This is a genomic window from Pseudoalteromonas qingdaonensis, assembly GCF_038739665.1.
In the GTDB taxonomy this organism is placed as follows: domain Bacteria; phylum Pseudomonadota; class Gammaproteobacteria; order Enterobacterales; family Alteromonadaceae; genus Pseudoalteromonas; species Pseudoalteromonas qingdaonensis.
In genome coordinates this window covers 1-15,342 of record NZ_JBCGCU010000002.1, presented here as the reverse complement: position 1 = coordinate 15,342, position 15,342 = coordinate 1, and the positions used below count along the sequence as shown (strand labels likewise).

At 43.8% G+C, this 15,342-nt stretch carries 8 protein-coding genes and 1 pseudogene; 2 read left to right on the top strand and 7 right to left on the bottom strand.

Annotated features, from left to right (window positions below):
- Positions 1-54: 54 nt before the first annotated feature.
- The 7 genes from WCN91_RS02215 to WCN91_RS02185 form a co-directional block, all read right to left on the bottom strand.
- Complete coding sequence (locus WCN91_RS02215; protein WP_342675869.1) at positions 55-1,398, bottom strand: McrC family protein; 1,344 nt, start codon at positions 1,396-1,398, stop codon at positions 55-57.
- 6 nt (positions 1,399-1,404) lie between these two features.
- On the bottom strand, positions 1,405-4,041 hold the full coding sequence (locus tag WCN91_RS02210) for an McrB family protein (protein ID WP_342675867.1): 2,637 nt from the start codon (positions 4,039-4,041) through the stop codon (positions 1,405-1,407).
- A 10-nt stretch (positions 4,042-4,051) separates the two neighbouring features.
- Positions 4,052-5,293: a DUF6161 domain-containing protein gene (locus WCN91_RS02205; protein WP_342675865.1), complete on the bottom strand. Its 1,242-nt coding sequence runs from the start codon at positions 5,291-5,293 to the stop codon at positions 4,052-4,054.
- A gap of 161 nt (positions 5,294-5,454) precedes the next feature.
- Positions 5,455-6,621, bottom strand: coding sequence for a restriction endonuclease subunit S (locus WCN91_RS02200; protein WP_342675864.1), 1,167 nt, complete (start codon positions 6,619-6,621; stop codon positions 5,455-5,457).
- Complete coding sequence (locus WCN91_RS02195) at positions 6,618-8,210, bottom strand: type I restriction-modification system subunit M (RefSeq protein WP_342675862.1); 1,593 nt, start codon at positions 8,208-8,210, stop codon at positions 6,618-6,620. Before WCN91_RS02195 ends, WCN91_RS02200 begins: the two co-directional genes overlap by 4 nt.
- Positions 8,211-8,245: 35 nt before the next feature.
- On the bottom strand, positions 8,246-11,701 hold the full coding sequence (locus WCN91_RS02190; RefSeq protein WP_342675860.1) for a DEAD/DEAH box helicase family protein: 3,456 nt from the start codon (positions 11,699-11,701) through the stop codon (positions 8,246-8,248).
- A 58-nt stretch (positions 11,702-11,759) separates the two neighbouring features.
- Positions 11,760-13,298, bottom strand: coding sequence for a sigma-54 interaction domain-containing protein (locus WCN91_RS02185; RefSeq protein WP_342675858.1), 1,539 nt, complete (start codon positions 13,296-13,298; stop codon positions 11,760-11,762).
- Positions 13,299-13,730: 432 nt separating this feature from the next.
- On the opposite strand from WCN91_RS02185, the pseudogene WCN91_RS02180 reads away from it, so the two are divergent.
- Together WCN91_RS02180 and WCN91_RS02175 are read left to right on the top strand one after the other, a co-directional pair.
- Positions 13,731-13,994: pseudogene (locus WCN91_RS02180) on the top strand (transposase); the annotation flags it as partial.
- A 158-nt stretch (positions 13,995-14,152) separates the two neighbouring features.
- The coding region (locus WCN91_RS02175; protein ID WP_342675856.1) for an IS256 family transposase at positions 14,153-15,342 on the top strand (1,190 nt) is incomplete at its 3' end.

Here is a 15,342-nt window from a genome sequence, read left to right as displayed (position 1 = left end):
GGAAAGACAGTAACCCTTTGCTATGACTCTGTCATAGATAAACCCCTTACTTGCTCACAACAGTTCAACAGACGCCCCCATCCCCAGAAGCGCCAAATCAATCCTATCTTTACACTGGTGGCTTACATCAAACGGAACCACTTTGAGCTTCAATTTATGCTCCCGGTCATAAACGAAAGTATGCTCAAGGGGCTCATCAAACGTATTGGTTCTAGGGTAAATGAGCACTAGGTTCCCCTCTCCTTTTAGATACTTATAGCCATAACCCAGCATTTGATAAAAGTCATCTTGCGAAAGGCCAAATTTGTCTTTGCCTGCCTTTTTGCTTTTATCAATTAACTTCCACTTAGTATCCAATACCGTGTCGTTGCCACTTTCTGCGCTAAGGTAGAGATCTGGCTTTAAGCGAAAATAGTGTTTGTCGCCGTAGCTAACCAATGACTTACTTTGTACTTGCGCTGACAACTTTAAAGGATGAGGCACATGCTTCTTGAGGTATTTAGCTACATAGCTTTCAAATACCGCCTCCATAGGGAACAGTAATGAATAAGCCTTATGATCACCTCGCATGGATTGTGGCGAGAAGCCCTCAAGTATTAATCTCGCCCAACTTAGAGGGGCTTCATAGTGCTGCATGCCTCTTTGTAGCTTAATGCTAGAGAAATCATTTCTGTAATTGCTACTCAACGGCACCTCATCAAACGCAAACAACAGCTCCTGGATAAGCTTATTGCTTTTATTGCTGGTGGTGTACTTAGCGACAGCAGCTAGAGCGGAGTGAATGAGACGGTTTTCGGCTCTGTCCATCAAATACGCATCATATTCAACATAAAATTTATGGCGATTTATAAAGTTATGCCTTAGCTGCTGGCTATGAAGTAACTTCCCTTTTAAAAAAGAGCTATTGCTTTGTTCCCTGACGTAATCACTTTTGATGCCTTTTTTTATTAGTGCATTCACGGTTTTAAGAAACTGCGCGATGAAAATTTCCATCAAAGGCATCTTCTGTTTCTCTATGCTTGCAACTTCAGATTCGATATGACGAAACTGCTTCAGCGATTTGAGCATCATCAGTAGAGATTTTTTAGCGGCTATAGCGGCATCTTCTTGCTCGCTTACCTTAGCTATTTTTGGTAGCACCTCTATTTGAGTGCCATCAGAGCAGATTATAACGCCAGCGTAATTCTGAACCTGCAACACTTCCATGCCGTGCGCAATTTTCAGCTTTAAAAACCGAGATTCAGACTCATCACACAAACAGCACTTCTTTAAATACTTAAATGCTTCCTCTGATATCTCTTCAACATATTCGTTTTGTTGCGCTTTCTTATCTGAACTGACAAACCCATACTCGAATACGTGAACATACTTCCTGCGCTTGCTCGCCGTCTTTGCCATTTGGCTCTACCCAGTCACTTTGGTAGGTTCATACATAGCAATATACGTTATTGCGTCGAGCCAAAGCTGATTGTAGTGGGTTATAAGCTCGTACTCTTTCGCTTCATCTGCCAACTCGTTAACTTCATCGCTGTCACCGAACAAAACCTCAAAATCTACATTAGACTGCTGGATAAGCTGGTAATGCCTGGGTTTTTGATTGTCGCCAAGCACCAAACGAATTTTTTGCCAATCCTCAAAAAAGTACTCGGCAAGCAAAGGAATAATCTTATTTTTAAAACACTTTGCGAGTTCATCCAAAGCAGCTACGTGCTCCGACGCTCTTATCTTCTGTACAACAGGCATTAAGAACGCATGACCTAGCTCATGCTCTCTGTCATATAAGGCTGAAATACGTTTGTTTAACGTCTTCAGTAATTGCGCCAAGTTGATGTTGTAGTCGCCGGATTCAATTGTATATGGCAGTCCTTCATCGTCATGCAGAACCTTGTAGTCTGGCATCATCTCAACGAAATCAAAACGACGACGAAGTGCGGTATCCATCAAGGCTAACGATCTGTCAGCGGTATTCATGGTGCCAATAATGTATAGGTTGTCCGGCACTGAGAACGGCTCACCAGACTTGCCAGAATATGGCAAAGTGACTTCTATCGTCTCTGCCTGGCCCGAGCGTTTTGATGGCTCAATCAGGGTAATTAGCTCACCAAAAATCTTTGAAATATTGCCTCGATTTATCTCATCAATAATCAACACGAAATTCTTTCGGCCAACCTCTGGCATATGTTCTGGTTCAGCTAACTCCTTTAAAAATTTAGCTAATGGGCGATAATACACACCCAAGCCAGAGTTATACTCTCTTCTGTCCTCAAAAATCGCTTTTAATGTCGAGATACTTAATGTGTGGTCTTTACTGCCACTGGTCTTCTCAAAAAAGATGCGACTGTCGTTGAAATCAAATACTTTAAATGTTGCCTTGGACATTTTTACTTCAACTGAGTCCTTTTCAGCCAATAGCTCTATGAACATTTGCCAAGCTTTATCAAAGCTATATTGAAGCTGTGCTTCTTTTGGCTTTTGGTACTTTTTAGCTTCATCTGCAATAGACTTAAACACACCGTCTTCGACATCATAGGAAATATTGCCACCATCAGAAGACGCCTTTAGCCCTTCAACAAATTCCTCATAGCCGTAGCTTTGGTGGAAGGTTACAAACCGTACCCTGCCCTCGTCATAAAGCTCCTGATAAAGCTCGGTTAACGCTGAACGCTGTGCCGCTGTTGCGCCTTGGTTTTCATCTATTCCCAACTCACGGTATGCTTCAGGTTCGGCAGCTTTCACTGCAGCATGAATCGAGTGGTAGGTTTTTCCGGTTCCTGGTGGACCGTATAAAATCTGATTGAGCGGTGTTTTATCCATGGCTTCTGCTGATTCGCTATGTTGTTCAGGTTTGTTTAACTGACTTACTTCTAAACCCAGGTCTTCAAGTGACAATTGATAATATGGCTGCAGGATTTCTTGCTCAAACATCCAGTACTCGTGTTTAGGCACTTCCCAACAAGTGCCATTAAAACGCGGAGACCAACGTTTGTGCTTACCTTCATATTTCACTGGCTTATCTAAGTTCTTAACTGGTGCATACTTTCTTAAAAGCCATTCTGCGCCCAATGGAGACTCGGGCTGTGTTTCAATGCTTGAGATGACACGCACTAACCTAGCTACTTGATTACCATAACCCAACGAGACAATGTCTCCTTCGCTCATTTGCTCAAAACAAGGGATTGAGCCATTGCCAGTATTTCTGTGTACGGCTAATAGCGAGTTCTCTTCGAGCCAGGCTCTGTTGTTTGCATCTATTGAATTAGGGCTATGTGATACCTTCCATATTCTGGCATTAGTCATAGGTAAAGATTTTCCGTTGTAGTCAGTTGGCCAATAGGGCTTCCTATAAACCGGATAACGTTGAGCAAACGAGTGCAGGCTATTGCTGCCGATAAACTCAGATAAAGTTTCAGGTGTGAGGTGCTTCTTTTTAAAACGAATGTTTGTTGTCTGGGGCTCTAGGGTTTCAAGTACCGCTGCAGCCTTTTCCTTATCATTTTCCTTACGCCCAATTCGAATGGCGCCTCCGGCATCCATATTAACCGTAAAAATATCTAAACCAGCATCGTTAGCATGGCGCATTAACTGGCAGAATGAATCCAAAACATCATCCGGCCAGCTCTTATAATTTCTCTCAAACGCTTGGTTATGAAGGAACTGCTCAATAATGTCTTCATCGGTTAATTCTGCGGATACTTTCTCAATTTTAAAGCCTAATGCTTTGGCTCGTTCCAAAAACTGCCCAATGTTTCCTGCACCCCATTGAGTCGAAACCAGTACCTTCTGTCCGTCAACTTCCAGCTTTTCTTCTTCTTTTGTAAAAAAGCGTTTTGTCACATCGTCAGATATTTTTAATTTTTCGTTGAACTCATCGTCAGTACAGAAAATGCCTCTGCGCCCCTGGACTTCAACTGGAAAAGCCTGATTCAACTGCTCTAAGTTTGGGTGTTGCTGTGCAACGAACTCTTTAACCACGGCTAAAACCAAGCGACCTTTGCCGTATTGTTGGCCGTTAAACTGATATTGTGCTAAATCTCGAGCCATTGTTATTTCCTTACTGCTTTGGCGAGAGTCGGTTAATCATATCGACAAGCTGGGTGGGCCCTTGATCGTTCTTGACCATATCCGTTGTGCTTGGTCTAAATAGGGTTTGGAGAATAAGCTGGCGGTCTTCTTCTTTTGGCCCTTGCCCTTTGCGAGTAAGCGCAAGGTAGGTGTGGATCATGGTTCTGCGTTCTTGAGCATCAGTCGCTAGATGAAGATGCGACATAAAAATGTTTGCCACAATTTTGATAATCCATATGCCAAAGGTTGTTAACGCAGCAGCCGTGACTAGCTTACTGACCGCCACCTCTTTAAACGGTTTATCTAATCCGAGAAGTGCGAAGAGGATAATGCTCGCTAACACTGAGATTGTTGTAATACCCAACACCCAGGCAAAGACTTTAGCCTTTTTATTGTGGCTATTCTGTTGGATACCCCAGTAGCGCACAGACGCATGCAACGCTAAATTATCGTCATAGGTTTTAGTTAAGTTTTCTAAATCATCTTTAGCGCTGTCTAATTCATCGTCGAGCCTCTTCTTGAACTGCTCTTTGTGAGCCTTTAACTCACTTGATTGTGAGTTTATTCTTTCTGACCATTTTGAAATCAATTTTTCAGCGGTTACGTTATGCTCTATTAAATCTAATAGTGCATTCTGGTTATCTATTAGCAACTTCTCACGCTGCTCTTCAAACTCAAGGTCCCAGCGTTCCTTCAGTTTCTGCAATCCAGTCTCTTCATTTAAGGCTCGCTCTTTACCGCCCTCAAAGTATACATCCGCCTCTTTAAGCGCTTGATACATCTCTCTATCAATTTCTGTAACATTAAAATCGAAGGCAACGGCGAGTGCGCCAATGTAGTGTGTGATACTTTTATCTGCTTGTTGTTGGAAAAAGCTAAGGTGTGGGTTTTCTTCCGTGAATAAGTCTTTATTCTCAAGATAATAAGAAAAAGTTTTAGTAAATTCCTCTGCGTTCTTGTTGTAAGTAGCAGGATCATGCTGGTACTTCATAAGCGAGCTATTAATATTTAACTGCAAGTCACTCCAGCTTTGATCAAAGACCTTAAACAAGTTGTGTATCTTATACTGCTGCTTTTGTTGTGCGTCACGTTGATACACAGAATACAAGTCGCGCTGCCTTTGTATCCATGTCGAGAGTTTATTTAAGTCATCGAACCATTTGCTGCCCGTTTCTGTTTTGATGGTGATGCGCTTTAATTTTGTTTCTTCTTGTTCAACTTCTTCTGACATATCAACGTCCTTGTTATTCTTGCTTTAAGGTAATAGCTATAATTCGCCAGCACAACTGACTTTCGTTATAAGAAACGAACTCAGTTGAACAGCCTCTAGCTGGCACGCTGGATGAGCGCCAAGGATGGTGTGGCTCTTTGCCATGTTAACGGCTTTGTGGCTCATAAATCGCCTGCAAAGGCTTTTTGGCTTAGTGAGTTGAACAGCTCACTACTTTCAGATTTATATGCTGAATACTTAGCTTTGCTTTGGTTCACCGCTTCAAAAATAGTTTTAAATTTTAAAACCAACTCAATCGGTGGAAGTATAAGTTTAAAATCGCTTAAAAAATCTTTAGGGACTCGCTTGTGACCTACAGCGCCAGAGAAGTTACTAGCAGCAATTTTTCTGAAAAGAGGCAAATGAATGAGGCTATATATAAATGGCGCGTAGTTGGAGTTATCAGGTCTAAATACATGGAACTCCGTAGAGCCAAAACCTGTTTCGTTTTTCAGTCCCGTTGCAATCGCAGCTTTCCCATTTTCCATACAGGGAGTAATCTTAGCGAATAGCACATCACCTTCTTTAAAAGCTGTAAAACCTTTTCTAACCTCTGAGTAAGGTCGAATATCTGAAGCATCCAAAACATGAGAATCTTCCGAAACACTTGGCATTGGCACAAATGAAACTGGAAGATCATCATCATATTTTTCGGCCTTAGGGTTTATCGCGCTAATATCACTAAAACTACCGAGCTTCCACCCCTTAGGATTCGTGACAGGGTCGCCAAACATATCTAAGAAGACGCTGCGGAGGAAGTCGTCAGCGAGGTCGATGGCTTGTTGGCGTTTGCGGCGCACGCTGTCGGCTTTATCTAAAATCGCAGCGATGCGTTTTTGTTCTTCGAGTGGTGGAAGAGGGATTTGTAAGTCTTTTAAAAAGTCTAAAGTAATCCCTTTAACTGTTGCTCCTTTTCCTTCCCCTTCAATATATTTAGCTTTAGAAGATAAAAATTTAATTAAATAGTTTCGTTCAACGACAGACGAATCATTAATAAACAAAGCTTTTAAGTCTTGGTTGATTGCCATATCAACTGAATTAACAACAAATCTCCCTAAGGCCATTCGTGTAGCTGTTAGAATAGTTCCTGCTGGTATTAAGTTTGTAGCTGAGTTTTTAACACCAGCTTCAGTTATGAAATCAGCAGTGCTACTAATCTCACTACCCTTAAGGTCTTTTACAGAAGCCCAAGGAATATCACCATTCCAATATTCCTCTACCTTTTTACTCGGCGTACCACCACCTTTGATGGTCACTAGGTCACCAAGCTTAAATATCGGCCAACTCACAGCATCGCCTCCAACTCTTTTAAGTCTGCCAAGATTTCATTTTCGAGTGATACCAGCTTGCCTAAAATTTCTTTAGGTGGATCGTATTGCTCTTCTTCATAAACTACTTCTTTGTAACGGTTAATGGAAAGATCGTATTTATTTGAAACGATGTCTTCTTTGCTAACCCAAAACGCCTTTTGAGTTTTGTCGTTTCCTCCGCTCTCACCTTCAAGAACGGCAACAGCTTTATCACGCGCTTTAAACTGAGCGACTAAATCAGGCAGGTCGTTCTCTTTAATCGGTGTGCGTTTATCATCTAGCGAGAAACCATCGGCTTGAACGTCATAAAACCACACGTGATCGGTGGTGCCGCCTTTTGTGAAAATTAAAATCGCCGTTGATACGCCAGCATAGGGTTTAAATACGCCGCTTGGCAGCGAAATTACAGCCTCTAACTGGTTGTTATCCACCAGCAGTTTACGCAATTGTTGGTGCGCTTTAGATGAGCCGAATAATACGCCGTCTGGCACGATAGTGGCACTGCGCCCACCTACTTGCAGCATACGCTCAATGAGCGCCACGAATAGCAGCTCGGTTTTCTTGGTTTTGACCTTACGCAGCAATTCCGGGCACACATCTTCTTCATCCAACGAACCTTTAAATGGCGGGTTTGCTAGAATGATTTGCATACCTTCTTTGGCTTCTGATGGGAAGTTATCGCTGAAGCTTTGGCTTAGGGTATCTTGATAATGAATATCCGGCTGTTTAATACCGTGCATCACCAAGTTCATGGCGGCGACGCGTAACATGGTGGCGTCGAAATCAAAACCATGGAACATGTCGGTATCTATGTGGTGTCTGTCTTCTGGGTCAATTAAATCGCCGGAATAAAGCACATTCTCAATTTGCTTGCCGTCACTATCGAGTAAGGGGTTGCCGTCGGCGTCAAACATGGGTTCGCGTTCAACACCTTCTGGTGAGGTGTACTTTTCCAACAAATACTCATAAGACACAGATAAGAAACCACCGGTGCCAGTTGATGGGTCACAAATACGGCTGGTTTTATCTGGGTCCATCATCTCGACCATGGCACGAATAATATGGCGCGGGGTACGAAATTGGCCGTTAATACCGGCGGTGGTCAATTTGCTGAGCAGGTATTCGTATAAATCACCCTTGGTGTCGGAGTTTTCAAGGGGTAAGTCGTTGACCATTTCCACCGCTTTGACCAACAGGCTTTGCTTTTGGATCATCAACTGGGCGTCTTTCATAAACTCGTTGAAGATGGCGCCTTCGGTTGATTCTTCCGCCGATGTTTTAGAAAAGTAAGGAAACAGCTCGTCTTTGACCAAGGTGTATAGCTCGTTTGCGCCCAGGTGGCGAAAGTTTTGCCAACGCAGGTGTTGCTCGTCATCGTTGAAGCGGCGTGCGAACGGCTTGTTAGTGCGAGCCGCACGCTTTTCGTCTGCCTGCTCCGACATATCGAGCATACGGGCATACATTAAAAAGGTGATTTGTTCGACAACGGTTAGCGGGTTGGTAATGCCGCCAGTCCAGAATTCTTCCCAAAGTTTGTCGATTTTGCTTTTAAGCTGACCTGTGATCATTGTTTTCTTTTCCTCATGGTGGGCTCGCGCCCGACCTACAACTGAATTTCTCGTTCAAGCGATGTGCTTTTGGTGCCTAATTGCACATCGAATTGTTTAATAAATTGCTCGATAACATCGGCTTGTGCTTGGCTAAATACGCCGTCCAGACCCATATCATGCACTTGTGTAAACGGCGCGTCGTACAACTGCTCAATTGACACCATGCCGTAGCGCATTAGGTGATTTTTCAGTAGGCTAATAAAACGCTGCTGCTTGGCGTTCATATGGGTGTGGGTTTGCTGCACAAACTCGGTAAAAGCATTTTCTATGGCTTCTTTATCCATACCCACTATGGTGCGCAAAATTTTATCCAGACCCGCCGTTGAGTCAGGGTAAAACTCTTTTAACGTGTTTAAGTCTAAATTTGGGTTTTGAATGTGCACCAGAGCATTAAGGGTTTCTAAGTCTGCCTCGGTGACCGCTTCTCCTGAGCGTATTTTTTGTAGCACTGCATCGGTATCAAATAATGGTGCCAAGGTTTTTTCGACCTCTTGGCGGTAAATTTGATAATCGATGGAGACTATTTTTGTTGGCCGTGCGCCTTCACGAATTTCATCAACCTCTTCTTTCACATCGATGACGTAATTTGTTGGCGGTGGTGCAACGCCTTTGTCACGCAAGTGGATAATGCTACGCAGTTGTTTACGGCTGTTTTCTAACGCTGTAAAGCCATCGATTGATGCGCTTAGGTTTTGCCAGTACTGCTCTTGTTGAATCTCGGCGATAAACACCGCTTTAGCGCGCACTTCATTTAAGTGCATTTGCAGCGCGGATATTTTCACCATTAGCGCTTGTCGCGCCAGGTCGATTTGGCCGGGGTCAGTGTACAGTAAAGTTTGAATAACGGCGATTTCATTATCGAGTTTATAGGCTTCCGATTGGCCCATAATATTGCGCCATTGCATGAGCGGCGCAATTTGCTCGAACAAAATAGCTTTGGTTTCTGGCGCAAATTGGTTTAAGCGCTTTTCATCTTTACACGCTTCCACGATTTGCCAGTTATCACGCACTGCTATGGTATTCATATCCAGGGCATCAATATCAGCGTAAATAAGCTTGATGATCTCATCAAACGTGGCTATATCGGCCTTTTTCAATGCTGTTTCTGCTAATAGCACTCTGGACTCAAATAACTTTTGGGTTAGCGACTTTGACTGCTTTACATCTTCCTCTTCTGGGTCCATATCGAAGTAGTCGAAGTTCTCCCAGTGGTCGAATATTAAGAATTCTTTTTTATCTTGGCCTGGGCCGTACAAGTCTTTACACAAGCGGGTACCGCGACCAATCATCTGCCAGAATTTCACTTTTGACTTAATTGGCTTGGCAAAAACCAGATTAATGCACTCGGGCACATCAATACCGGTATCTAACATATCAACCGAGACGGCAATGCGAACGCTGTTTTCTTCGGTTGATTTGAAGTCATCGATTAGCTCTTCTGCCCGTTCGTATTTTGAGTGGATCACGCGGCAGAAGTTAGGGCCAAGCTGCGGGTACATCTCAGCAAAAAGCTCTGAGAGCAATTCAGCATGGGCGATATTCCGGGCGAAGATAATGGACTTACCTGGCAATTGACCTTCGACATCGCGCAAGCCTTTTTCCATCAAGTTGCGCAAAATAAGGCGGTTAGTGTCTTTATTTTTAACGGCTTCATCAATTTGATTCGATTCGAAGTTAAGCTCGTTAACATCAACCCCCTGCTCTTCAAGCTCGGCGATTTGCTCATCAGTTAAATTGTCTTTACTGATCCCTTCACGCAGAAACTTGGTGGTGTAACTGACAATTTTATAGGGCACGAGCTTTTGCTGCTCAATTGCTTGCTCTAGCGGATAATTGGCGGTGGGCATTTTAAAATCACAGCCAAATAGCTGACAGGTTGAGCGTGACACCATCTCAACGGGAGTAGCGGTTAAGCCGACTTCTAGGGCATCAAAATACTTAAAGATATCGCCATAGATGTTGTAGATAGAGCGATGCGATTCATCCGCGACGATTAAGTCAAAATAACCGACATCGTACTTTTGGAAAATACGCATCATCCCTGGATAGGTTGCGATATACACACGGCTGCTATCCGCGGCTTGCTTTTTGCTCTTGCCAACCACGTAAACGGGATCATTGGTGTGTTCACTAAATGCCTTGGCCGCTTGCTTACGTAACTCTTTGCGGTCACACAAGAAGAGCACACGCTTTGCCCAGCCCGCATCAAGTAGGCGCTTTGCAAGTGCAATGGACACGCGGGTTTTACCTGTGCCCGTGGCCATCACGATCAGCGCTTTTCTATGTTTATCAGAGAATCGCTCGCTTACTCGAGTAATGGCTTCGATTTGGTAGTCATACCCTGCTACGGATAAGTCAATTGGCGTCTGGTTTAGGTTTTTCTTTAAGCCGCGCTGCTTAATAAGGTATTGCAAAGAGTCTTTAGAATAATAGCCATACAATTTGCGGCTGTTGTAACCCTGAGCATCATCAAGGATACGAATGTCGTAACCATTGGAGTAGAAAATAACCGGGCGTTGGCCGTATTGCTTTTCTAAGGCATCCGCGTAGATTTTTGCTTGCTCTCGGCCCTTTTCGGCTGAAACATGCGAGCGTTTGGCTTCAATTACAGCAAGTGGTTTGCCATCGTCGTCCCACAATACATAGTCAACATAGCCTATGCCTGTTGGCGTTGGCTGATCCGCCACTTCAACTTCTTTACCGACTTCTTCGGTGCTTTTTTCACCCAGGGAAACATCCCACCCTGCTGCACGTAAGTCCATATCTATGATACGAGCACGGGTTTCAGCTTCTTTAAAGTCAAAACTTGATGTGATTTCTTTATTGCGAGACTGAACTCGCTGAAGCTTATCTTGATCAATGGCTTGCTTAAGTTTAGCTGCCTCTATTTGTGCCTGCTTTTGGGCAAGCTCTGCTGCTTCTAGTTCTTCAAGGGCTTTGTCGAGTCGCTTTTGGTTGTCAGCCAATTGTTTTTCAAGCTTACGATTTTTAGTAGCAAACTCTTTAGCACTTTGGTCATCTGGTTGCTTTTGCTCAGGAACCGTAAATTCAGGGCAATCCTTTTGCTTACCCGCTGCGTATGCCATAAACAAATAGCTGGCAACGAAATAGCTCTCTTTTAGAATCCAAATAGCCTGCTGTTGGTCGACCTTGCCTTCATGAGCTGCTTGGTTGCCACTTTTACGGATAGCGTGCAGCTTATCGGTGATTAACGAGGGCACAGCGCTGGTAAAATCATCAGCCGTGAGTTTGTCATAGATGTTGGAATTTGGGAAAACAGGCAAGCGTAGCTCTTTATATAGAAAGCCTACCACTTTTTCAGCAAAACAACGTAGCTTAACAAGCGCACTTTGCGGGTCAGAGATAGCATACTCTTCTGCAAATGCGGCTAGCTGGTGCAACTCTGGCCATTTGTCTTTAATGTGTTCAAAGTTCATTGACTGCTTCATTCCTGATGATTCCTTGTGTCCTACTTAGCAAATACAGTGCCAAATTTAGCAGCTATGTTTATTTGTGGTTATCAATGCCTAAGCGCTTCATCCAGTTTGTTAGCGTTTGATGGTCTTTTAACCCGAGCATTTCAGTCGCATGTTTCTTTACATTACCACTGGCCTTTAATGCCGCTTCAACATATTTTTTTTGATATTTTTCAGTTAATTGAACTATATCAACTTTATCCGAATAGGATAAGCTCACCTCTTCGCTTTGAGCTGATGCTTGCCTATTTATCATGGCCGCCATGAGGTCATTTTCATCAACTTGTTGAGTTTCACTCCACAAGAAAGCGCGGTTGAGGGTACTCCATAACTCGCGAATATTACCTTTCCAGGGCTGGCTTAATATAAAATTTATTCCACTTTTGGAAATTATTTTACCTTTGTATTCGGGGTGCTTTGCTCCCGATTGGTTAATTTGCTGAGCAAGTTGATCTACAATATCAGGTAAGTCATCCAGTCGTTCTCTAAGCGGTGGCATTTCAATGATACCTACCGCTAGGCGATAGAATAAGTCTTCTCTGAATGATCCCTGCTCTATTAACTGAGTTAAATTCTGGTGTGTCGCTGCAATGATACGAACATCAACCTGAATAGTTTTGTTATCGCCCAGGCGAGTGATTTCGCCTTGCTGCAATGCTCTGAGTAATTTCACTTGAATATCTGGCTTTAACTCCCCCACTTCATCCAAAAATAGAGTGCCACCATTGGCCTGTTCGAATAAGCCGGCGTGCTCTTTTTCTGCACCTGTAAATGCGCCTTTGGTATGCCCGAACAGTGTGGAGTCGACCAGGTTTTCAGCAAGCGCTCCGCAGTTAACAACCCTCAGAGGTTTATCCGCACGCAAGCTCCCTTTATGAATGGCATTAGCCATTAGTTCTTTACCGGTGCCAGTCTCACCAAGTATTAATGCGGGCACCTCTGAAGCTGCTATTTTTTTCGCCTTGTCTACGGTCAACTTCATAGGCATTGAATTAGCGTTGATATCGGAAAATGCTTTTTCACTTTTTGGCTTCGAAGCGGCGTTACTGGCAATCTCTCGACTCGCCGAATAACGGTATTCGTTAGCAAAATCTAATGGAATATCTACCTCTAACAACTCGTTCGAAGGGCTAGTTTGCACAAAACTAACGTTCGTCTTTGCTTTTCCTATTAGCACGGACAGACTAGCCATCGCCGGAGTACCCGAGGTGAGGTTGATAGAAAGCGTTGATGCCTCCTCACTGAGCCTATCGACCCAATGCTTCGTCACCTTGGCGATAGATGGGTAATCAATGGGACTCATAATCGACACTTTGTTGATAGATATATTTTCATGAGGTCTGCCTATGGTAGCAAGACGTTTACTTAAAAAACGCTCGTATCTATCCCATTTGGCTTCTTGATGATTTGAGAGAATAACTATTTTATCGAAGGGTTTTGGTGATTTAATTGCAAGAGCAACAATGGCTGCACTCTGTTCCGTTTCCATGTTTTCTAGATCTTTGTTGCCAAGCCAAGTAAGTAATGTATTCAAGCCGTTACCATTAATTCCATTTAGACCGAGATTCATACTACATTAAAAGAGATTAATTTCACGGGTACAAAACAATTATTTGCTACGCTTTGACCAGGTAGTAGTCAACATAGTCTTGCATGACTATTTTTGTGCCTAAATTAGCGTTTTCAGACGGCGGTTCAAAGTTAATTTAGGTATCACTTTGAAGTACTTTGATATGTACTTAACTTGAAATTGTTTAATTTAAATATCTATATTTATCAACTCACTAAGCAATAAATACAAACTCCCCCAGCTCCACCAATAAAGAAACCCTGTGCTGACAAGCACGGGGTTTTTTATTGCCTGGAATTTGGGTGGTGCATGGACCCCCACGGGTTCACAAAATGTCTGGAACATTTTGTACCGCGTAGGCGCCTGCAGGGGCAAATGCATGGATGCATTTGAGTACAATCCCCACTTCAAATCTCATGGCGTAATAATTGACAAAACATCAGTACCATCTTCAATTATCCTGAAGATATCAGAAAAGCGATTTACACCACCAACGCAATCGAATCGCTGAACTCGGTCATCCGCAAAGCCATCAAAAAGCGTAAACTGTTTCCGCATGACGATTCGGCTAAAAAGGTGGTTTACTTGGCCATTGAGCAGGCATCTAAAAAATGGACGATGCCGATAAGAAATTGGAAATCGGCCTTGAATCGATTTGTGATCGAATTCGAAGACCGATTAAAAGATGTTATTTAACACTGGCAGTTGCACAAAATGTGTTACAGGGTTTAAAAATAAAAAATATACAATCCCTGCCATATTTCCCTCTTTTTTTACGAAATTTGATACTTATGCACGAGACTGTAAAAAACTCTGTGTAAGTGGCATTCTTAACCTGTTGAAAGGAATGCAGAATGCCAATAACAGACAAACTTATCGATCAGCTGCTTGATGGCTGTGATTCTCCAGATGATATCCTCGGCGAAGCCGGGCTGCTTAAGCAATTGACTAAAAAGGTCGCAGAACGCGCCTTGAATGCTGAGATGGAACAACATCTCGGCTATGCCAAACATGCGCAAGAGGGCCATAACTCCGGTAATTCCCGTAACGGTAAATCCAGCAAAACTGTGCGCAGCGTTCACGGTGAAATTGACCTGGATATTCCCCGTGACCGCAACGGCACCTTTAGCCCTAAGCTGGTCAAGAAAGGTGAGAAACAGCTTGGCGGCTTCGATGACCGCATCATATCGCTGTATGCCCGAGGCATGACAACCCGCGATATTCAGGCCCATTTTGAGGAGTCCTACGGCGTAGATGTATCCGCGACATTTATCTCGCAAGTCACCAATGAAGTGCTGGACGAAGTGAAGCAATGGCAGCAGCGCCCGCTTGATTCGGTGTACCCCGTAGTTTATCTCGATTGCCTGGTTGTACGTAGCCGTGATTCGGGTGCTGTACAGAATAAATCTGTATATCTGGCCTTGGGTATCAACGCGGACGGCGAGAAAGAATTGCTCGGTCTCTGGATGGCTCAAACAGAGGGGGCGAAGTTCTGGCTGTCGGTCATGAATGAGCTGAAAAACCGAGGCGTGCAAGATATCTTCATTGCCTGTGTCGATGGCCTCAAGGGCTTCCCAGAAGCAATCGAAGCCGTATACCCTAAAACCCAAGTGCAACTGTGTATCGTGCATCAAATCCGCCACTCACTGCGATATGTCAGTTGGAAGCAGCGTAAAGCCATCGCGGCCGACCTGAAACGCATTTATGGCGCAGCGACTTTGGCCGAGGCTGAGTTAGCCCTGACCGAGTTTGCACAGAGGTGGGATGACGAACATCCGAGCATTAGCCTGTCCTGGCGTAACAACTGGGAGCGGCTGAGCGTGTTCTTCGATTATCCGCCGGAAATCCGCAAAGTGATTTACACCACGAACGCCATTGAGTCGCTGAATGCTAGCCTGCGTAAAATCACGAAAACCAGGCGCTCATTCCCGACGGATGACTCAGTGATGAAGATACTATATCTGGCACTTCACCAGATCTCGAAGAAATGGACAATGCCCATCAGGGACTGGAAAGCGGCCATGAGCCAGTTTATGATTATGTA